19 protein-coding genes are annotated in these 19742 nt (G+C 70.1%); 7 read left to right on the top strand and 12 right to left on the bottom strand.

Going from position 1 to position 19742, the window contains the following annotated elements; all coding sequences use genetic code 11:
• Nucleotides 1–15 precede the first annotated feature (15 nt).
• Nucleotides 16–2892, bottom strand: coding sequence for a transglycosylase domain-containing protein (locus AC4OXY_RS21405; RefSeq protein WP_491994624.1), 2877 nt, complete (start codon nucleotides 2890–2892; stop codon nucleotides 16–18).
• Between the two features lie 714 nt (nucleotides 2893–3606).
• Between AC4OXY_RS21405 and AC4OXY_RS21410 the strand changes: the two genes are divergently transcribed.
• From AC4OXY_RS21410 to AC4OXY_RS21425, 4 genes are read left to right on the top strand one after another with little or no spacing between them, the layout of a single operon-like run.
• Nucleotides 3607–4407 carry an ABC transporter permease gene (locus tag AC4OXY_RS21410; RefSeq protein ID WP_356034151.1) on the top strand — a complete coding sequence of 267 codons (801 nt, stop codon included), beginning with the start codon at nucleotides 3607–3609 and terminating at the stop codon, nucleotides 4405–4407.
• 37 nt (nucleotides 4408–4444) lie between these two features.
• The gene (locus tag AC4OXY_RS21415; protein WP_362821311.1) at nucleotides 4445–5221 is read left to right on the top strand and encodes an ABC transporter permease; all 777 of its coding nucleotides are present in this window, start codon (nucleotides 4445–4447) and stop codon (nucleotides 5219–5221) included.
• A gap of 24 nt (nucleotides 5222–5245) precedes the next feature.
• Entirely contained in the window at nucleotides 5246–6193 is a 948-nt protein-coding gene (locus AC4OXY_RS21420; protein ID WP_356034273.1) for an ABC transporter ATP-binding protein, read from the top strand.
• 9 nt (nucleotides 6194–6202) lie between these two features.
• Nucleotides 6203–6952, top strand: coding sequence for a DUF1707 SHOCT-like domain-containing protein (locus AC4OXY_RS21425; RefSeq protein WP_491994449.1), 750 nt, complete (start codon nucleotides 6203–6205; stop codon nucleotides 6950–6952).
• Nucleotides 6953–7035: 83 nt separating this feature from the next.
• Here the strand turns inward: AC4OXY_RS21425 and AC4OXY_RS21430 are convergent, their stop codons facing one another.
• The 3 genes from AC4OXY_RS21430 to AC4OXY_RS21440 form a co-directional block, all read right to left on the bottom strand.
• Entirely contained in the window at nucleotides 7036–7434 is a 399-nt protein-coding gene (locus AC4OXY_RS21430) for a hypothetical protein (protein ID WP_402066133.1), read from the bottom strand.
• Nucleotides 7435–7532: 98 nt separating this feature from the next.
• Nucleotides 7533–8270 carry a ribonuclease PH gene (gene rph / locus AC4OXY_RS21435; protein WP_356034143.1) on the bottom strand — a complete coding sequence of 246 codons (738 nt, stop codon included), beginning with the start codon at nucleotides 8268–8270 and terminating at the stop codon, nucleotides 7533–7535.
• A 78-nt stretch (nucleotides 8271–8348) separates the two neighbouring features.
• Complete coding sequence (locus tag AC4OXY_RS21440; protein ID WP_356034141.1) at nucleotides 8349–8582, bottom strand: PTS sugar transporter subunit IIB; 234 nt, start codon at nucleotides 8580–8582, stop codon at nucleotides 8349–8351.
• A gap of 127 nt (nucleotides 8583–8709) precedes the next feature.
• Here AC4OXY_RS21440 and AC4OXY_RS21445 point away from each other — a divergent pair, with 127 nt between their 5' ends.
• Both AC4OXY_RS21445 and AC4OXY_RS21450 read left to right on the top strand, forming a co-directional pair.
• On the top strand, nucleotides 8710–10011 hold the full coding sequence (locus AC4OXY_RS21445; RefSeq protein ID WP_402066130.1) for a PTS transporter subunit EIIC: 1302 nt from the start codon (nucleotides 8710–8712) through the stop codon (nucleotides 10009–10011).
• A 144-nt stretch (nucleotides 10012–10155) separates the two neighbouring features.
• Complete coding sequence (locus AC4OXY_RS21450) at nucleotides 10156–11403, top strand: PTS transporter subunit EIIC (RefSeq protein WP_356034136.1); 1248 nt, start codon at nucleotides 10156–10158, stop codon at nucleotides 11401–11403.
• Between the two features lie 58 nt (nucleotides 11404–11461).
• On the opposite strand, the gene AC4OXY_RS21455 is transcribed toward AC4OXY_RS21450, so the two are convergent.
• The gene (locus tag AC4OXY_RS21455; RefSeq protein ID WP_356034133.1) at nucleotides 11462–12214 is read right to left on the bottom strand and encodes an MBL fold metallo-hydrolase; all 753 of its coding nucleotides are present in this window, start codon (nucleotides 12212–12214) and stop codon (nucleotides 11462–11464) included.
• A gap of 229 nt (nucleotides 12215–12443) precedes the next feature.
• On the opposite strand from AC4OXY_RS21455, the gene AC4OXY_RS21460 reads away from it, so the two are divergent.
• Nucleotides 12444–12953 carry a type II toxin-antitoxin system PemK/MazF family toxin gene (locus AC4OXY_RS21460; RefSeq protein WP_356034130.1) on the top strand — a complete coding sequence of 170 codons (510 nt, stop codon included), beginning with the start codon at nucleotides 12444–12446 and terminating at the stop codon, nucleotides 12951–12953.
• A gap of 6 nt (nucleotides 12954–12959) precedes the next feature.
• Here the strand turns inward: AC4OXY_RS21460 and AC4OXY_RS21465 are convergent, their stop codons facing one another.
• The 7 genes from AC4OXY_RS21465 to AC4OXY_RS21495 all read right to left on the bottom strand — a co-directional run bounded on the left by AC4OXY_RS21465 (nucleotide 12960) and on the right by AC4OXY_RS21495 (nucleotide 19435).
• Nucleotides 12960–13439 carry a hypothetical protein gene (locus tag AC4OXY_RS21465; RefSeq protein ID WP_491994450.1) on the bottom strand — a complete coding sequence of 160 codons (480 nt, stop codon included), beginning with the start codon at nucleotides 13437–13439 and terminating at the stop codon, nucleotides 12960–12962.
• Between the two features lie 145 nt (nucleotides 13440–13584).
• Nucleotides 13585–15660 (bottom strand): putative Ig domain-containing protein, encoded by a 2076-nt coding sequence (locus tag AC4OXY_RS21470; RefSeq protein ID WP_356034126.1) that lies wholly within the window; start codon nucleotides 15658–15660, stop codon nucleotides 13585–13587.
• Between the two features lie 278 nt (nucleotides 15661–15938).
• Nucleotides 15939–16889 (bottom strand): PLP-dependent cysteine synthase family protein, encoded by a 951-nt coding sequence (locus AC4OXY_RS21475; RefSeq protein ID WP_356034123.1) that lies wholly within the window; start codon nucleotides 16887–16889, stop codon nucleotides 15939–15941.
• Nucleotides 16890–16906: 17 nt separating this feature from the next.
• Nucleotides 16907–17185 (bottom strand): MoaD/ThiS family protein, encoded by a 279-nt coding sequence (locus AC4OXY_RS21480; protein WP_356034121.1) that lies wholly within the window; start codon nucleotides 17183–17185, stop codon nucleotides 16907–16909.
• A gap of 86 nt (nucleotides 17186–17271) precedes the next feature.
• On the bottom strand, nucleotides 17272–17367 hold the full coding sequence (locus AC4OXY_RS21485) for a putative leader peptide (RefSeq protein ID WP_023550193.1): 96 nt from the start codon (nucleotides 17365–17367) through the stop codon (nucleotides 17272–17274).
• A 79-nt stretch (nucleotides 17368–17446) separates the two neighbouring features.
• The gene (locus AC4OXY_RS21490; protein WP_356034118.1) at nucleotides 17447–17869 is read right to left on the bottom strand and encodes a M67 family metallopeptidase; all 423 of its coding nucleotides are present in this window, start codon (nucleotides 17867–17869) and stop codon (nucleotides 17447–17449) included.
• A gap of 135 nt (nucleotides 17870–18004) precedes the next feature.
• Nucleotides 18005–19435, bottom strand: a complete 1431-nt coding sequence (locus AC4OXY_RS21495) for an amino acid permease (RefSeq protein WP_356036858.1) — start codon at nucleotides 19433–19435, stop codon at nucleotides 18005–18007.
• Nucleotides 19436–19742: the final 307 nt, after the last annotated feature.

Below are 19742 nucleotides of genomic sequence, written 5' to 3' on the forward strand. Positions count from 1 at the left end.
GCTGTCGTCACCGCGTCATGTGCCGGGGCCGCCGCCCGCGCCGGCGTTGGTCGTGCCCGTCGTGCCGCCGCCGGGTGTGCCGCCGCCTCCGAGGGTGCCGCCGCTGGGACTGGCGGTCGTGCCGCCGGTCGTGTCGGTGCCGGTGGTCCCGCCGCCGGTCGTCGTGTTCCCGCCGGTGGTGGCGCCTGTTGTGCCGGTGCCGCCGCCGGTCGTGGTGGCGCCCGTCGTGCCGGTGCCGCCGCCGGTGGTGGTCGTGCCGCCGGTGGTCGGGGTGCCGGTGGTGGTGCCGCCGGTGGTCGGGCTCGCGGTCGTACCGCCGGTGGTGGGGGTGCCGGTGGTGGTGCCGCCGGTGTTCTGGCCGCCGGTCGTGCCCGGCGTGGCCGAGGTGCCGGTGCTGGGCGCCTGCGGCTGGTCGGCGCCCGACGCGAGCTGGAGGTCGAAGTCGGAGGCCGGGGTGCCCTGGAGCGCGGCCTGCGTGTACTGCGTCCAGATCTGGGTCGGCGCACCGCCGCCGTTGATGCGCGGCAGGCCGAGGGCGCCGTACAGCGACTTGTGCTGGGCGGTCACCGGGTCCTGGCCCATGACGGCGACGACGGTGGCCAGGTCGGGGGTGTAGCCCGCGAACCAGGCGGCGGTGTCGCTCTCGGCGGTGCCGGTCTTGCCGGCTGTCGGACGGCCCGCGGCCTGCGCGGCCGAGGCGGTGCCGTTCTCGACCACGCTCTGGAGCATCGCCGTGGTGGTGTCGGCGGCCTCCCGGCTGACGGCCTGCTTGACCGTCGGGTCGGGCAGCTTGATCTCGGCCGTGCCGCCGTCCCTGGTGAGCTTCTTCACCAGGGAGTACTGGCCGTGCTTGCCGTGGTTGGCGAGCGTCGCGTACCCCTCCGCCATGTCCAGGACGCTGGCGGTGGCGGTGCCGAGGGCGATCGACGGGTACGGCTGGAGGTCCGGGGTGCCGGAGGGGATGCCGAGGTCGATCGCGGTCTGCTTGACCTTGGACGGGCCGACGTCGACCGCCATCTGCGCGTACACCGCGTTCACGGACAGGTCCGTGGCCTTGGTGACCGTGATCTGGCCGTACGACTTCTGGTCCTCGTTCTGCGGGGCGTAGGTGCCGCCGCTCCAGCCCTGCACGGGCCGCTCGTTGGTGCCGTCGTACACCGTGTTCGGCGTGATCTGGCGGCCGTCCTGCGTGGTCGAGCCGTTCTGCACAGCGGAGGTGAACACGAACGGCTTGAACGTCGAGCCGACCTGGAAGTCACCGCGGGTCGCGCCGTTGGTGTACTGCTTCACGTAGTCGATGCCGCCGTACATCGCGACGACCTCGCCCGTCTTGGGGTCGACGGAGGCGCCGCCGGCCCGGACGTAGTTGTCGACCTTGTTGTTCTTCTTGTCCAGCTTGGCGACCAGTTGGTCGTTCACCGCCTTGACGAAGGCGTCCTGCCGGCCCTTCTGGATGGTGGTGGTGATGCGGTAGCCGCCGGTCGCGAGCTGGTCGTCGGTGAGGATGTTGTTGGTGGTCAGGTAGTGCTTGACCGCCTCGACGAGGTAGCCGCGCTGGCCGGACATGCCCGTGGAGACCGTCTGCTCCTTCGGCATCGGGAACGTCATCCCGGCGCGCTTGGAGGCGCTGAGCCAGCCCTTCTTGACCATGCCGTCCAGGACGTAGTTCCAGCGGGCGACGGCCGCGGCCTTGTTCTCGGGGTGGGCCACGACGTCGTACTCGCTGGGCGCGTTGACGAGCGCGGCGAGGTAGGCGGCGCGGGCCGGGTCGAGGTTCTGGGCGTCGACGCCGTAGTAGGCCTGGGCGGCGGACTGGATGCCGTAGGCGTTGCGGCCGAAGTAGCTGGTGTTGAGGTAGCCCTCAAGGATCTCGTTCTTGGACTTCTGCCGGTCCAGCTTGATCGCGATGAAGAACTCCTTGGCCTTACGGGTGACCGTCTGTTCCTGGGCCAGGTAGTAGTTCTTCACGTACTGCTGGGTGATCGTCGAGCCGGACTGCGTGCCCTTGCCGGTCGCGGTGTTCCAGGCGGCGCGCAGCATCGCCTTGGGGTCGACGGCCGACTCGGTGTAGAAGTCGCGGTCCTCGGCGGCCAGTACGGCGTGCTGGGCGTCCTTGGAGACCTGGGCGAGGTTGACGTTCTCGCGGTTGATCTGGCCGTCGCGGGCGAGCTGGGAGCCGTCGGCGTAGAGGTAGACGTTGCTCTGCTTGGTCGCGAGGGCGTTGGCGGGCGGGATGTTGACCATCGAGTAGCCGAGGAAGAACAGGCCGATGATCAGCAGCACGCCGAAGAGGAAGGTGCCGAGCACCATGCGCCAGGTGGGGATGATCCGCCGCCACCCGGTCCGCTTGGGCCGCTTCTTCTTCCCCTTGCCGCCCTTGCCTCCGCCGTCGCCGGGACCGCCGGGTCCGCCGGGCGCACCGGCGGGGCCGTCGGCTGCGGCGAGGAGGGCGGTGGCGTCCTCGGAGGAGGAGGGACTGGTGGGGCCGGCGGGGGCGGTACGGGGGCCGTTGCCGGGGCCGGGGCGTCGGGTGCCCGCGCCTGCCGCGGAGCCCACGGCACCCACGGCACCCGCCTGGCCGGCGGCGTTCGCGGCACCCACGGCACCCGCCTGGCCGGCGGCGTTCGCGGCACCCGCGGCGGCGGCCGCGGCCGTGCCGGCGGCGCCGAGCGCTCCGGCCGTCCTGGCGGCGCGGGACGCGGTGCCCGGCTTCGTGCCGGTGCCGGCGGGATCACCGGTGACACCGGGCTCGCCCGAGCGGGGTGCGCCGACCCGGCGCAGGACCTGGGTGGTCTCGGGCGTCCGCGGCTCACCGGGGCCCTGACCTGCCCCGGCCGACGCGTTCGGCGCGTCCTCCTGGGGTCCCCGGGGCGCACCGACGCGCCGCAGCACCTGCGTGCTCTCGGGTGACTGGGGCTTCTCGGCACCGGAGCCACCGACGCTGCCACTGCCACCGCCCGCCGCACCGGAAGCCGGAGCCGCGTCGTCGTGGCCGGTGGAGGTCGTCGAGGAGATCGTCGCGTCGGACTCCGTGCGCCCCCCGCGCGCCGCCTGGCGGGCGCGGGCCATCGAGGCGGTGCGGTCCTGGGCCGAGCGGGCCTCGGACGCCGTCGGTTCACCCGTCCGGCCGACTCCGCCCAGCTCGCCCTGCTCGCTCTGCTCGGCCTGCTCGGCCCGCGCCGAGTCTCCCTGCTCAGTCCGTGCGGACTCCTCCGGCTCGGTCGAAGGGGCAGGCGTGGGGGTGGGGGTGGCCGAAGCCGGTTCCCTCGTCTCCGCCCCCTCGTCGGCCTTCTCGTCCCGGGCCGGACCGGAGGGCTTTTCGGCCTCCCCTGTCGCAGCCGGCAGCGGCTTTTCCGGCGCCACGCCTTCCTTCGGTTCCTGCGGCTGTGGCTCGTCGCTCATGTCGTGCACGGACTCCTGTTTCGTCGTACGTCGTTTCCGTACGCCTCGTACGCCTTCTACGCCCCCGGAGTGAAGACTCTCGCACCTGGCGTTCCGTTCCCGGATTCCGGCACGGTTCGGGCACGAAAATGCGTGGCCGGCCGCCGGGCCTCCGGACTAGGCTCCTGCGCTTCGGTGTCGAGCGGTCCCGGGAGGTGGACTGGCGTGGGCGCGGGACGGTTGTACGTGGCCGTCGCAGCGGGGGGATTCAGACGGTACGCGACGTATCGGGCGGCCACTGCGGCAGGGGTGTTCACGAACACGGTCTTCGGACTGATCCTCGTGTACACGTACCGCGCCCTGTGGGACGCGAAGCCGCACCTCGGGGGGTATGACGAGGCGCAGGTCGTGACCTACGTCTGGCTCGGGCAGGCCTTCCTGTCGACGCTCGCGATCGGGGGCGGGGGCGTCGAGGAGGAGCTGATGGATCGTATCCGTACGGGGGACGTGGCGATCGATCTCTACCGGCCCGCCGACCTCCAGCTGTGGTGGCTCGCCGCCGATCTGGGCCGGGCCTTCTTCCAGCTGCTGGGGCGGGGCGTGATCCCCTTCGTCTTCGGGGCGCTGTGTTTTCCGGCGTACCTGCCCACGGACGCCGGCACCTGGCTGGCGTTCCTCGTCGCGGTCGTGCTGGCGATGGTGGTCGGCTTCGGGATCCGCTACCTGGTGGCGCTGAGCGCGTTCTGGCTGCTGGACGGCACGGGCGTGAGCCAGATGATGTGGCTGGCGGGCTACTTCTGCAGCGGGATGCTGCTGCCGCTGAACGTCTTTCCGGGCGCGCTCGGCGAGGTCGTACGGGCGCTGCCGTGGTCGTCTCTGCTGCAGGGTCCGGCGGACGTGCTGCTGGGGCACGCGGATCCGCTGCGGACGTATCTGTTCCAGGGAGCGTGGGCGGCGGTGCTGCTGGGGCTGGGCCGGCTGTTGCAGTCGGCGGCGACACGGCGGGTGGTGGTCCAGGGTGGGTGAGCGCGGCCGCGTGTTCGCGGGGGTGCGGGCGTACGGGATGATCGCCGGGATGTGGGTGCGGTCCACGATGTCCTACCGGGCGTCGTTCGCCATGACCACGTTCGGGAACTTCGCGGCGACCTTCTTCGACTTCGTCGCGATCATGCTGATGTTCTCGCGGGTGCACGCGCTCGGCGGGTACACGCTGGCGGAGGTGGCGTTCCTGTACGGGCTGTCGGCCGTGTCCTTCGGGCTGGCGGATCTGGCGATCGGCTCGATGGACCGGCTGGGGCGGCGGGTGCGGGACGGCACGCTGGACACGCTGCTGGTGCGGCCGGTGCCGGTGCTGGCGCAGGTGGCCGCCGACCGGTTCGCGCTGCGGCGGCTCGGCCGGGTGGTGCAGGGCTCGCTGGTGCTGGGCTGGGCGCTGACCCGGGTGGGGATCGACTGGACGCCGCTGAAGCTGCTGCTGATGCCGGTGACGGTGGCGAGCGGTTTCGCGATCTTCTGCGCGGTGTTCGTGGCGGGGGCGGCGTTCCAGTTCGTGGCGCAGGACGCCTCCGAGGTGCAGAACGCCTTCACGTACGGCGGGACGACGCTGCTGCAGTATCCGCCGACGGTGTTCGCGAAGGAGCTGGTGCGCGGGGTGACGTTCGTGCTGCCGCTGGCCTTCGTCAACTGGCTGCCCGCGACGTACGTGCTGGGGCGGCCGTATCCGCTGGACCTGCCCGGGTGGGTGGCGTTCACGCCTCCGCTGGTCGCGGCGGGCTGCTGTGCGCTGGCGGGGCTGGCGTGGCGGGCGGGACTTCGTTCGTACCGGAGCACAGGGAGCTAGCACGTGCCGGACAGTGACTTCATCATGCTCGAAGACGTCGAGAAGGTCTTCGAGGTGCGCAAGCGGACCGGGTTCATGAAGCGGGAGCGGCGCGAGGTGCGGGCGGTGGACTCGCTGTCGTTCTCCGTGGCGCGCGGCGAGATGGTCGGCTACATCGGGCCGAACGGCGCCGGGAAGTCGACCACGATCAAGATGCTGACCGGCATCCTGACGCCGAGCGGCGGCCGGCTGCGGGTGGCGGGCATCGATCCGTCCCGGGAGCGGACGCGGCTCGCGCGGCGGATCGGGGTGGTGTTCGGGCAGCGTACGACGCTGTGGTGGGACCTGCCGCTGATCGACTCGTACCGGCTGGCGCACCGCATGTACCGCATCCCCGAGGCCCGTTACCGGGAGAACCTCGACCGCTGCGTCGAACTCCTGGAGCTGGGTGACCTGTTGGACGTGCCGGTGCGGCAGCTGTCGCTGGGCCAGCGGATGCGCGGGGACATCGCTGCGGCGCTGCTGCACGATCCCGAGGTGCTGTACCTGGACGAGCCGACGATCGGCCTGGACGTCGTGTCGAAGGCCAAGGTACGGGGGTTTCTGCGGGAGTTGAACGCCGAGCGCGGCACGACGGTGCTGTTGACCACTCATGACCTTCAGGACATCGAGCAGTTGTGCTCGCGGGTGATGGTGATCGACCACGGCCGGCTGATGTACGACGGCCCGCTCGCGGGGCTGCACGAGGCCGGGGAGAGCGAGCGGACGCTGGTGGTGGACCTGGAGCGGGAGCTGCCGCCGGTGGAGGTGCCCGGGGCGCGGGTGGTGCGGGTCGAGGGGCCCCGGCAGTCGCTGGCGTTCCCGGCGGGGCAGTCGGCGGCGCCGCTCGTGGCGCATCTGGCGGCGCGGTATCCGCTGGTGGACCTGTCGGTGCGGGAGCCGGACATCGAGGCCGTCATCGCGAAGATGTACGCGGAGAAGGCCGTCTCGTAGGCTGCTGTCATGACCGACGACGCGGCCTGGGACCACCGGGCCCCTGCTCCCGCCCCCGACCTGCGGGCCTCCGACGCCGACCGTGAGCGGGTGGCCGAGGTGCTGCGGGACGCGCTGGCCGAGGGCCGGCTCGACATGGCGGAGTTCGAGGAGCGGCTGGAGGCGACTTACCGGGCGCGCACCTACGGCGAGCTGACCCCGCTCACCCGCGATCTGCCGACGGCCGCCGCGGCGGCGCCGCCCGCGCCGGTGTCGTTCACCAAGGCGCCTGCGGAGAGCGGGGGTTGGGCGTCCCGGATCGTCGGCGGCGAGGGGTCCTCGGCGGGCGGGGTGGCGATCCTGTCGGGGTTCGAGCGCAAGGGCCGCTGGACCGTGCCGAAGCGGTTCAACTGTTTCGCGTTCATGGGCGGCGGCGAGATCGATCTGCGCGAGGCGAACTTCGCGGACCGCGAGGTCGAGATCAACTGCGTGGCGATCATGGGCGGCGTGCAGGTCGTCGTGCCGCCGGGGGTCGAGGTCGTGGTCCGGGGCATCGGCGTCATGGGCGGTTTCGAGCACCCCCGTGACGACGACCCGCCGGAGCCGGGCGCGCCGCGGGTGGTCATCGGGGGCTTCGCCTTCTGGGGCGGGGTCGGCGTGGAGCGCAAGGTGACCCGGGCGGAACGGCTCCGCCTCAAGGAGCAGCGGCAGCAGGAGCGGGTGGAGCGGCGCGAGGCGCGGCGCGAGCTGCGGCAGGAACGCCGGGACCGGGAGTACTGAGCGCCGTCGGCGGGCGCGGGTGGTTGTGGTTGTTCGCACCCGCGCGGCAGAGCCGCATGTCGATACAGCCCCGCGCCCCTAGGTCACTTGGTGCACACCTTGGTCAGTTCACCCGCCGCGTCCGTCACCGGGCTCACGTCCGGAGTGCGGTCACCGTTCCTGATGGCCGTTCGGACGTCGCCCACCGCCTTCTTCACGTCGTCCACCGCCTTGTTGACGTCCGCGTGGTCGGTCTTGTCGCCGATCCTGTCGAGGTTCTTCTCGATGGAGTTCAGCGAGTCGTCGGCCTGGGTCGGGTCGTTCGCCGCGTTCTCCACGGCCTGTTGCAGGCCGGTGACGCTGTCCGCGATGGAGTCGGCGGTGTGCACGCAGTCGAGGGCCTTGCCGACGCTGTCGCATCCGGTGGTCAGGCCGGCGGTGAGCGCGACGGTCGCCGCGACGACGGCGACGGCGGTGAGACGGCGGCGTCGGCTGACGGCCATGGTGGTGGTCCCCTCCCCTGGTTGGGCTGCTGTACCCGAAGGACGCCGGGAAGGGGTGCGCGGGTTGCCCCCGCGCACCCCTCCCGCTGGTCCGCGCTTTACTTCCCGAGCGTGGCGTCCAGCGTGGCGCGCTGGATCCGGGCCAGTTCGTCGCAGCCGCTGACGGCGAGGTCGAGCAGGGCGTTCAGTTCGTCACGGGCGAAGGGCTCGGCCTCGGCGGTGCCCTGGACCTCGACGAAGCGGCCGTCGCCGGTGCAGACGACGTTCATGTCGGTCTCGGCGCGCACGTCCTCCTCGTAGCAGAGGTCGAGGAGGGGGACGCCGCCGACGATGCCGACCGAGACGGCGGAGACCGTGCCGGTGAGCGGCTGCCGGCCGGCCTTGATCAGCTTGCGGCCCTGGGCCCAGGCGACGGCGTCGGCGAGCGCGACGTACGCGCCGGTGATCGCGGCCGTGCGGGTGCCGCCGTCGGCCTGGAGGACGTCGCAGTCGAGGACGATGGTGTTCTCGCCGAGCGCCTTGTAGTCGATGACGGCGCGCAGGGAGCGGCCGATGAGGCGGGAGATCTCGTGGGTACGGCCGCCGATCTTGCCCTTGACGGACTCGCGGTCGCCGCGGGTGTTGGTGGCGCGGGGCAGCATGGCGTACTCCGCGGTGACCCAGCCCTCGCCGCTGCCCTTGCGCCAGCGCGGGACGCCCTCGGTCACGGAGGCGGTGCAGAACACCTTGGTGTCGCCGAAGGAGACGAGGACGGAGCCCTCGGCGTGCTTGCTCCACCCGCGCTGGATGGTGACCGGGCGGAGCTGTTCGGGGGTACGGCCGTCGATGCGAGACATGGCGACGAGCCTAGCCGCACATGGGGAAGGGGCTCCTCCCGCGTCGGGAAGAGCCCCTTACAGGTGAACCGGTGAGGTTCACATCATGTCTTCGATCTCCGCGGCGATGGGGTCGGCGTCGGTGCCGATGACGACCTGGATGGCGGTGCCCATCTTGACGACGCCGTGGGCGCCGGCGGCCTTCAGGGCGGCCTCGTCGACCTTGGCGGCGTCGTGCACCTCGGTGCGCAGCCGGGTGATGCAGCCCTCGATCTCGTCGATGTTGTCGATACCGCCGAGGCCGGCGACGATCTTCTCAGCCTTGCTGGCCATTTGGTCTCCTCACGCACAGTTGGCCCAACTTCGCGAGCGATTGCGCCGTGCGTACCGAAGGATGACGTCACAGCAAACTCAATCGTCCACGACTGGTCTACACCACAGGACAGGCGGTCGCCAACCGATGAGCACAGAGGCCGAGGTGAGCCCCGCCCGCGCCCGCTGGAACCGCGCCTTCCAGGGTCTGCAGAAGATGGGCCGCAGCCTCCAGCTGCCGATCGCGGTGCTGCCCGCGGCGGGCATCCTCAACCGCCTCGGCCAGCCGGACGTGTTCGGCAAGGACGGACTGGGCTGGACGAACGTGTCCAAGGTGATGACGGGCGCGGGCGGTGCCCTGCTCGACGGCTCGCTCGGCCTGCCGCTGCTGTTCTGCGTGGGCGTGGCCATCGGCATGGCGAAGAAGGCGGACGGCTCGACGGCGCTCGCGGCGGTGGCCGGGTTCCTCGTCTACTACGGCGTGCTGCACCAGTTCCCCGAGTCCTGTCCGGGCGGCTCGAAGGCGGTCCCGCAGGTCGGCTGTCAGGTCAGCACCGGTGTGGGCGTGGGGTCGGTGACGCCCTACACCTTCCAGAACCCGGGTGTCTTCGGCGGCATCGTGATGGGTCTGCTGGCCGCGTTCTTCTGGGCGCGGTTCCACCGCACGAGGCTGGTGGACTGGCTGGGCTTCTTCAACGGCCGCCGGCTGGTGCCGATCCTGATGGCGTTCGTCGCGATCGTGTTCGCGGCGCTGTGCCTGTGGATCTGGCCGCCGATCGGCAGCGGGCTGGAGAGCTTCAGCCACTGGCTGCGGGACGCGGGCGCCTGGGGCGCGGGCGTCTTCGGGCTGGCGAACCGCGCGCTGCTGGTGGTCGGCCTGCACCAGTTCCTGAACGTGCCCATCTGGTTCCAGTTCGGCAGCTTCACCAAGCCGGACGGCACGGTGGTGCACGGCGACATCAACATGTTCCTGGCCGGCGACCCGCACGCGGGTCAGTTCACCTCGGGCTTCTTCCCGATCATGATGTTCGCGCTGCCGGCCGCCGCGCTGGCCATCACGCACTGCGCGCGGCCGAGCCGTCGCAAGGAGGTCGGCGGTCTCATGCTCTCGGTGGCGCTGACGTCGTTCGTGACGGGCATCACCGAGCCCATCGAGTACTCCTTCCTCTTCATCGCGCCCCTGCTGTACGCCGCCCACGCCGTGCTCACCGGTGTGTCGATGGCGGTGACGTGGGGCCTCGGGGTGCACGACGGCTTCAGCTTCTCGGCGGGCCTGATCGACTACGTGATCAACTGGAACCTGGCGACGAGACCATGGGCGATCATTCCGATCGGCCTGTGCTTCGCGGCGGTCTATTACGTCGTCTTCCGGTTCGCGATCACGAGGTTCGATCTGAAGACCCCGGGCCGGGAGCCCGAGGACGAGGTCGAGGACATCACCAAGGCCTGAGCCGGGCCCGGTCCCCCTTAGCACACCGGCACACCGCGTAGCGTTCCGGTAGCGGATTTCGTGGTTCCTTATCCCACCTTCATCGTGCTACAACAGGTCTACACCACTGAGTGGTGTAGACCACCACCGATGGAGGAACCCACCATGAGCACCGCCACCGCCACGGCGGCTCCCGCGAAGAAGCGGGGATCCGGCCTGTTCCAGGGCCTGCAGAAGGTCGGCCGCAGTCTCCAGCTGCCGATCGCCGTACTGCCGGCGGCGGGCATTCTGCTGCGTCTGGGGCAGCAGGACGTCCATGACAAGCTGCACCTGCCCGACAAGGTCACGGCGGTGTTCGCCACGGCCGGTGGTGCGATCTTCGACAACCTTCCGATGCTGTTCTGCATCGGTGTCGCGATCGGCTTCGCCAAGAAGTCCGACGGCTCGACGGCGCTCGCCGCCCTGGTCGGTTTCCTGGTCTACAGCAACGTGCTGAAGGCGTTCCCGCTGACCCAGCAGCACATCGAGAGCGGCAAGATAGTCGAGGCCACCTACAACAACCCGGGTGTGCTCGGCGGCATCCTGATGGGTCTGTTCGCCGCGGTGCTGTGGCAGCGCTACCACCGCAAGAAGCTGGTGGACTGGCTCGGCTTCTTCAACGGCCGCCGGCTGGTGCCGATCATCATGGCCTTCGTCGGCACGCTCATGGGTGTCTTCTTCGGTCTGGTCTGGAAGCCCATCGGTGAGGGCATCTCCAACGCCGGTGAGTGGATCACCGGTCTCGGCGCGCTGGGCGCGGGACTGTTCGGTCTGGTCAACCGTGCGCTGATCCCGGTCGGCATGCACCAGTTCGTGAACACCGTCTCCTGGTTCCAGATCGGCGACTACAAGAACTCCGCCGGTCAGATCGTCCACGGTGACCTCAACCGCTTCTTCGCCGGTGACCCGCACGCCGGTATGTTCATGTCGGGCTTCTTCCCGATCATGATGTTCGGTCTGCCGGCCGCCGCGCTCGCCATCGCGCACTCCGCCCGCCCCGAGCGCCGCAAGGCCGTGCTGGGCATGATGATCTCCCTCGCGCTGACGTCCTTCGTCACCGGTGTCACCGAGCCCATCGAGTTCTCCTTCATGTTCATCGCCCCGATGCTGTACGCGATCCACGCGGTGCTGACGGCCCTGTCCATGGCGATCACCTGGGCGCTCGGCGTGCACGCGGGCTTCACCTTCTCCGCGGGCTTCATCGACTACGCGCTCAACTGGAACCTCGCGACCAAGCCCTGGCTGATCATCCCGATCGGCCTGGTGTTCGCGGCGGTCTACTACGTGGTGTTCCGCTTCGCGATCACCAGGTTCAACCTCCCCACCCCGGGCCGCGAGCCCGATGAAGAGGTCGAGGACCTGACGAAGGCATAGCACTCCACGCGAAGGCCCCGGAACCCGTACGGTTCCGGGGCCTTTCTCGTGCGTGGTCTCAGATCTCGTACGTCGCCCGGGGCGCGGCCAGGTCCACCGGCCCGCCGAACACCGCGCGCGCGTCACGGAGGTTGGCCTCCGGGTCGGTCCACGGCGGGATGTGGGTGAGGACCAGGCGCCGGGCGCCGGCGCGCGCGGCCGACTCACCCGCCTCGCGGCCGTTGAGGTGGAGGTCGGGGATGTCTTCCTTGCCGTGCGTGAACGCGGCCTCGCACAGGAACAGGTCGGTGTCCCGGGCCAGCTCGTCCAGGGCCTCGGTGACGCCCGTGTCCCCGGAGTACGTCAGGGACTTCCCGGCGTGCTCGACGCGGATGCCGTACGCCTCGACGGGGTGGCGGACCAGGTCGGTGTGGACCGTGAAGGGGCCGATCTCGAACGTGGAGGGCTTGACCGTGTGGAAGTCGAAGACCTCGCTCATCGAGGAGGCGGAAGGGGTGTCGGCGTACGCCGTGGTGAGGCGGTGCTCGGTGCCTTCGGGGCCGTAGACCGGGATGGGGTCGCAGCGGCCGCCGTCGTGGCGGTAGTACCGCGCGACGAAGTACGCGAGCATGTCGATGCAGTGGTCGGCGTGCAGATGGCTGAGGAAGATCGCGTCGAGGTCGTAGAGACCGCAGTGGCGCTGCAGCTCGCCCAGGGCGCCGTTGCCCATGTCGAGAAGCAGCCGGAAGCCGTCGGCCTCGACGAGGTAGCTCGAACAGGCCGATTCCGCGGACGGGAACGACCCCGAGCAGCCGACGACGGTGAGCTTCATGAAGCAGAAACCTCCGTTGGCGGTGAAGATCAGAACGGCAAGATCAAATGGGTGGGAAAACGGGGGTCGTGCGGTTTGTCGAGCGTAAGGCGCGAAAGCGCGGGTCGCTCCTCCGCAAAGGGCCGTTGTGGGCGAACTCACCTGCGCTGTCACCGGTTCGGCTGGAAAGGGGGCGCAGAAGGAACACCAAGGGCGCGCGATCCGCAGCGCGCGCCGGTAACGTCGTCGTATGGACACGTCCTGGTGGCTGGCGCTCGCGGCGGTGGTACTGCTCGCGCTGGTCGCCACGCTCGTCGACGGCTGGGGCCGCGGCCGCCGGCCCGGTGGTCGGCGGCTGCGGCCGCCGGGGCGCGCCGGTACGCGCGCGCGTGACGGACGGCCCGTCCCCGGGGACATCTGGTGGGCGGACGTCCCCTACGAGGACCGGACAGAATCAAAGGGGGCCGCGCGTAGCGCGTCGGATAGGGCGGTGGCGGGCGACGGGAGGGCGAAGGACCGGCCGTGTCTGGTGCTGGCGGTGCGCGGGAACCGGGCCACGGTCGCGAAGATCACCAGCAAGTACCACGACGAGCGGTCCGGGGTGATCCCGCTGCCCCCGGGCGCGGTCGGCGACGCCCGGGGCAGGCCCAGCTTCCTGGAGACCGACGAACTGCGCGAAGTGCCGGTCGGCGACTTCCGGCGCCGGGTGGGTGTGGTGGACCCGGTGCTGTGGGACCAGGTCCGGCACCTGGCGGGCTGAGCGCCCCTACTTCACGGTCACCGTGACCGCCCACTCCTGGATGCCCATGCACGACACCCCGCCGGGCTTCGTCGGCTGCGCGCACAGCGGGCGGGACGTGGTCAGCTTCTCGGTGCCGGCCGCCACGGCGTGGTAGGCGGCCGTGGCCTGGCCCGGCCGGATGACGAAGCCGGTGTTGATCGCCTTCAGGGCGGTGCCGCTCGCCTGGACCGGCTTCCAGGGGCGGGACTTGGTGCCCTCCAGGATCAGCCGGACCTCGCCGCCCTTGGCCACGCAGACCGTGCGGCCGGCGTCGGTCGCCTTCAGCTCGACGGTGGAGGCACAGCCGCCGGCCGGTGCCGAGGGCGAGACCGTGCCGGCACTTCCGGTGTCCGTGCCCTTGCCGCCCTTGCCTCCCTGGTCGCTCGTGCCGCTCTTGGAGCCGCATCCGGCGAGCAGCAGCACCGCGGCCGCGAGGGCTGCGAGGGACGTCGCGCTACGACGCATGGGTTTCGCCTTTCTGCCGTGGCCGTGGGGAGTCGGCCGCCTGGTGCAGATGAGACGTACCGGCACGACGAACGGATCCCGCACGCGGAATATTTCCTTCCGCGTGCGGGATCACGGGTGGTCCGGGTGGTTCAGGCGGTGCGGATCAGCTGGTCGTCACGGCCGTGTCGTCGATGACGAAGCTGGTCTGGAGGGAGGAGTCCTCGACACCGTTGAACTTCAGGGTGACCGTCTGGCCCGCGAACGAGGACAGGTCGAAGGTCTTCTGCGCGTAACCCGAGTTGGCGTTGAGGTTCGAGTAGCTCGCCAGGGTCGTCGAACCGGCGCTCACCGTCAGCTTGTCGTACGCGGTGCTGCCGGTCTCGGCGGTGTCGATGTGCAGGTAGAAGGTGAAGCTCGCCTTGCAGCCGGCCGGGATGGTCACCGACTGGGACAGGGTGTCGGTGTGGCTGGAGCCGTAGCCGTCGAGCCATGCCTTGTACGAGCCGCTGTGGGCCGCCTCACCGGTGTCGTTGGTGATGACGCCGCTGGTCGCGGTCCAGCCGGTGCTGCCCGACTCGAAGCCCGGGTTCGCCACCAGCTGGGAGGAGGTGCAGCCGCCGCCGGAGGTGCCGACGGTCCAGGTGAAGGAGGTCGAGCCGGTCGCGCCGGTGGAGTCGGTCGCCGTGACGGTGACCTGGTAGGTGCCCGCGGTGGACGCCGTGCCGGAGATCAGGCCGGTGGAGCTGTTGATCGACAGGCCGGTCGGCAGGCCGGAGGCGCTGTAGGTCAGGGAGGCGCTGCCGCTGTCGGAGGCCTTGATCTGCAGGCTGGCCGAGCCGCCCGTGGTGGTGGACTGGCTGCCCGGGTTGGTGACGGTCACCGTGTTGCCGCCGCTGCTGCCGCCGGAGGTGAAGGCGGCGGTGCCGTTCGGGGTGCCCCAGCCGGTCGGGCCGTCGTAGCCGGTGCCCGCGGTGCAGAAGTACGACGGAGAGCAGGAGCCGTTGTTGCCGCTCGTCACGTCGTACAGGTTGCTCGTGTGCTGGTACGGGTACTTCGCCGGGTAGTCACTGGAGCCCGGGGTGCCCGCGAGGGCGTAGACACTCGCGATGATCGGCGAGGAGGCGCTGGTGCCGCCGTAGACCGCCCAGCCGGAGCCGCCGAAGGTGTCGTAGACCGCCACACCGGTGGCCGGGTCGGCGACCGCGGAGACGTCGGCCTCCATGCGCTTGGAGCAGCCGGTGTCGGTCTGCCAGCTCGGCTTCGGGTCGTACGCCGAGCAGCCGGAGCCGGTGCCCTCGGTGCTGGAGGTGTTCCAGACGGACTCGGTCCAGCCGCGGGAGTTGGAGGCGGTGGAGAGCGCGGTGCCGCCGACGGCGGTCACGTACTGGGAGGTCGCCGGGTACTCGGCGCCGTAGGCGGAGTCGCCCGCGGAGACGGTGATCGCGACGCCCGGGTGCTTGAAGTACTGGGAGTCCTCGCTGGTCTGGGCGGAGGACTCGGAGCCGCCCCAGCTGTTGGAGACGAACTTGGCGCCGAGCGCGACGGCCTCGTTCTCGGCGGTGCCGAGGTCGGAGTCGGTGGCGGAGTTGGCCTCGACCAGGACGATGCTGCAGTTCGGGCAGACCGCGCTGACCATGTCGATGTCGAGCATCTCTTCACCGGCCCAGCCGGTGTCGTTGGTCGGCAGCGAGGTGGTGGAACCGGTCTGGCTGACCTGCTTGAAGCAGCCGTTGGCCTTGGTGCAGGCGGACAGGCCGTAGGTGGAGCGGTAAGTGGCCAGGTCCGACTCGGCGTTGGGGTCGTTGTAGGCGTCGACGATGCCGACGGTCATGCCCGAACCGGCCGACGTCGGCAGGTTGTAGGCGCTGTGCAGGTTGGCCGGCGAGAGGCCGGAGGGGGTGGCGGCGGCGAGCGCCGCGGCGAGCCGCTGCTTGATGTCGGTGCGGCGCTGCGCGAAGCAGGACGCCTCGCCGGGCTTGGCGGTGGCGCACAGGTGCTGGGTCGGCACCTTCTGGCCGGCCTTGCCGGTCGAGTGGAACGCCTGCCGCTGCGGGGCGGTCAGGGCCTTGCTGTTCTGCGTCACCTTGGAGGTGTGGGGCGCGGGAGCTGTGGCCGCCTGGGCCGCCCCTGCCGTGGGTGCCGCGGTGAGTCCGGCGACGGTGAGGGCGAGGGCGGGGAAGGCGACGGCGACGAGTCTTCGCAGACTCCGTCTCCGGCTGCTCGGGCGTGACTCACGCATGGGGTGCTGCCTCCGGTTGAAGTGGGGATTTCACTGGATTGGCAGGCCCGTGACGCGCGTAGCGGCGGTGCCGCGCAGTCATGAGCATGACACTCGCAGACACCTGTCATGGCGCCGAGTGAGCGTGACATGACAGGGTGCGCCGAGGAACGTAGCTCCGGCGGGGCCGGGACCGGCAGTACCGGGGGGATTTCTTTGCCTCGCCATAGGAATGGCTTAGCCCCCTCATGAGAGGGGGCTGGTGACCGCTTGATGCGCGTTAATGCGGTGTTACGGCGTTACGCCCAGAGCTGGCCCTGGAGCGTCTCGATGGCCTCCTCGGTGGTGGCCGCCGTGTAGACGCCGGTGGACAGGTACTTCCAGCCACCGTCGGCCACGATGAAGACGATGTCGGCGGACTCCCCCGCCTTGACCGCCTTGCGGCCCACGCCGATCGCCGCGTGCAGGGCGGCGCCGGTGGAGACGCCCGCGAAGATGCCCTCCTGCTGGAGGAGTTCACGGGTGCGGGTGACCGCGTCGGCCGAGCCGACCGAGAAGCGGGTGGTGAGGACCGACGCGTCGTACAGCTCCGGTACGAAGCCCTCGTCGAGGTTCCTGAGGCCGTAGACGAGGTCGTCGTAGCGCGGTTCGGCGGCGACGATCTGGATGCCCGGCCGGTGCTCGCGCAGGTAGCGGCCGACGCCCATCAGGGTGCCGGTGGTGCCGAGGCCCGCGACGAAGTGGGTGATCGACGGCAGGTCGGCGAGGATCTCCGGACCCGTCGTGGCGTAGTGGGCGCCGGCGTTGTCCGGGTTGCCGTACTGGTAGAGCATCACCCAGTCGGGGTGCTCGGCGGCCAGTTCCTTGGCCACGCGCACGGCGGTGTTGGAGCCGCCCGCCGCCGGCGAGGAGATGATCTCGGCGCCCCACATGCCCAGCAGGTCCCGGCGCTCCTGCGAGGTGTTCTCGGGCATCACGCACACCATGCGGTAGCCCTTGAGCTTGGCGGCCATGGCCAGCGAGATGCCGGTGTTGCCGGAGGTGGGCTCCAGGATCGTGCAGCCCGGGGTCAGCCGGCCGTCCTTCTCCGCCTGCTCGATCATGTGCAGCGCGGGGCGGTCCTTGACCGAGCCGGTGGGGTTGCGGTCCTCCAGCTTGGCCCAGATCCGGACGTCGGCGGACGGCGAGAGCCGCGGCAGGCGCACCAAGGGGGTGTTGCCCACCGCGGCCAGCGGGGAGTCGTAGCGCATCGCTGCTCAGCGACCGATCAGCGCATGCCGCCGGCCACGGCCGGCAGGATCGTCACGGTGTCGCCGTCGGACAGCTTGGTGTTGATGCCGTCCACGAAACGGACGTCCTCGTCGTTCAGGTACACGTTGACGAAGCGGCGCAGCTGGCCGTTGTCCACGATGCGGGCCTCGACGCCCGCGTGCCGGGTTTCGAGGTCGGCGAACAGCTCGGCGAGGGTGTTCCCCTTGCCCTCCACCGCCTTCTCACCGTTGGTGTACGTGCGGAGGATGGTCGGGATGCGGACCTCGATGGCCATGGTCGCGGGCTCCTGTCGGAAAGGGTCGGAAAGTGGGCGCACGGCGTCGCGCGCCGTGGCTCACGGCCGTACGGCGGCGGGAAACGTCAACAGATGGCGCTGTTCAGCCTGCACAGATCGACGTGCAGCCGCGCCACGAGCAGCATGCCCGGCGCTTTCTCGCTCACGTCGTTCAGAACCATGCGCTCATCGTAACGATTCCCGGTCCGGGTCCCGGAGTGTGATCCCGCATGCCGGACGCATTTCGTCCGACGGCTGAGATCAGTAGGCCTCCACGACCGTGACCTCCTCCTCCGTGACCTCGCCGTCCACGATCCGGAAGGAGCGGAACTGGAAATCGCCGAGGCCGTCGGTGTCGGCGGTGGAGACGAGGACGTAGTGGGCGCCGGGTTCGTTGGCGTAGGAGATGTCGGTGCGCGAGGGGTGGGCCTCGGTGGCGGTGTGGGAGTGGTAGATGACCACCGGCTCCTCGTCGCGGTCGTCCATCTCGCGGTAGAGCTTGAGCAGATCGCCCGAGTCGAACTCGTAGAACGTGGGCGACATCGCCGCGTTCAGCATGGGGATGAAGCGCTCGGGGCGGTCCGAGCCCGCCGGGCCCGCCACGACGCCGCACGCCTCGTCGGGGTGGTCCTTGCGCGCGTGGGCGACGATCTGGTCGACGAGGGCCTGGGTGATGGTCAGCATGCTCGCCAGGATAAGCAGAAGGGCCGTTCCGTACCGAGGGATGGTACGGAACGGCCCATATGCCGGACGTCCTGAGCGGCGGCCGCGGCGGGGCACCACGAGAGCCCCGCGCGGCCGGACGTCCCGGGGAGGAGGTCAGCGCTTGACGAAGGCCGCGGCCTGCGGGTTGCGGCGCCTGAGCACCCAGTAGGAGACGCCGAGGATCGCGGCCCACAGCGGAGCACAGTACAGCGACACCCGGGCGTCCTTGTCGATACCCATGAGCACGATCACCATGAAGATGAACGCGAGCGCGGCGTAGCTGGCGTACGGCGCCCACGGCGCGCGGAACTCGCTCTGCGGCAGCAGTCCGCGATCGGCCTTCGTCCGGTAGCGGATCTGGCAGATCAGGATGACGATCCAGGCCCACATACCGGAGATGGTCGCGAAGGAGACGACGTAGTCGAACGCCTTGCCCGGCCACTGGTAGTTGATCCAGACGCCGACGAGCATCAGCGCGGCGGAGAACGTGGTGCCGACGAGCGGGGTGCCGCTGCGCGTCAGCCTGGTGAACACCTGGGGTCCCTGGCCGTTCTGCGCCAGGTCACGCAGCATGCGGCCGGTGGAGTACATGCCGGAGTTGCAGGAGGAGAGCGCGGCCGTCAGGACGACGAAGTTCACGATGCCGGCGCCGACGGACAGGCCCATCTTCTGGAAGGCGGCCACGAAGGGGCTCACGCCCGGGTGGAACTCGGTCCACGGCACGACCGACAGGATCATGATCAGCGCGCCGACGTAGAAGACGGCGATGCGCCAGGGCACGGTGTTGATCGCCTTGGGCAGGACCTTCTTCGGGTCCTTGGACTCGCCCGCGGTCACCCCGACCAGCTCGACGGCGAGGAAGGCGAACATGACCATCTGGAGGGTCATCAGGGTGCTGCCGACGCCGTGCGGGAAGAAGCCGCCGTCGTTCCACAGGTGGCTGACGGAGGCGGTCCTGCCCGCGTCGGAGAAGCCGACGGTGAGGATGCCGACGCAGATCAGGATCATGCCGATGATCGCGGTGACCTTGACCATGGAGAACCAGAACTCCAGCTCGCCGAAGAGCTTCACGGAGATCAGGTTGGCGGCGTAGAGCACGATCGTGAAGATCAGCGCCGAGACCCACTGCGGGATCGCGAACCAGTACGTCATGTAGGCGGCCGCGGCGGTGACCTCGGTGATGCCGGTGACCACCCAGAACAGCCAGTACGTCCAGCCGGTGACGAAGCCCGCGAAGGGGCCGATGAACTCGCGCGCGTACTCCGAGAACGAACCGGACACCGGGCGGTACATCAGCAGTTCGCCGAGTGCCCGCATGATCAGGAAGATGACGAGGCCCGCGACGGCGTACGCCAGGATCAGACTCGGGCCGGCCTTGGAGATGCCCTTGCCCGCGCCGAGGAACAGGCCGGTGCCGATGGCACCGCCGATGGCGATCATCTGGATCTGCCGGGCCCCGAGCCCGCGCTGGTACCCCTCGCCGCCCTCGCCGTCCCGCACGGCCTCATTGCCGTCGTGATGCTGATCGACCTGCGCTGAGGTCATGTGTGGTGCGCCTTTCTCCATGCCGAACCGCGGCCCTTCGTCGGCCTCGGATCGGGTTTCGATCCCCCCGGATTGATGGAGTTGTGCCTGGCCGACGGTCGTCGGCTCGGTGGCGCACCCGGCCTGACATGGGTGGCGTCGGCCGGGCGGTCGTGAAGATTTATCACGGCCGCAATATTGATCACAGGGGCGCGTTGTGGCGCACCGCACAGGGAAAAGCGGACAAAGAACGGCCAAATGCGGCAAAACCGGCCGCAATGGTAACGGGATCGTTATCCGGATTTGAGCGTCCGCTGAGCGAACACGC

This window comes from Streptomyces sp. HUAS MG56, from assembly GCF_058673395.1.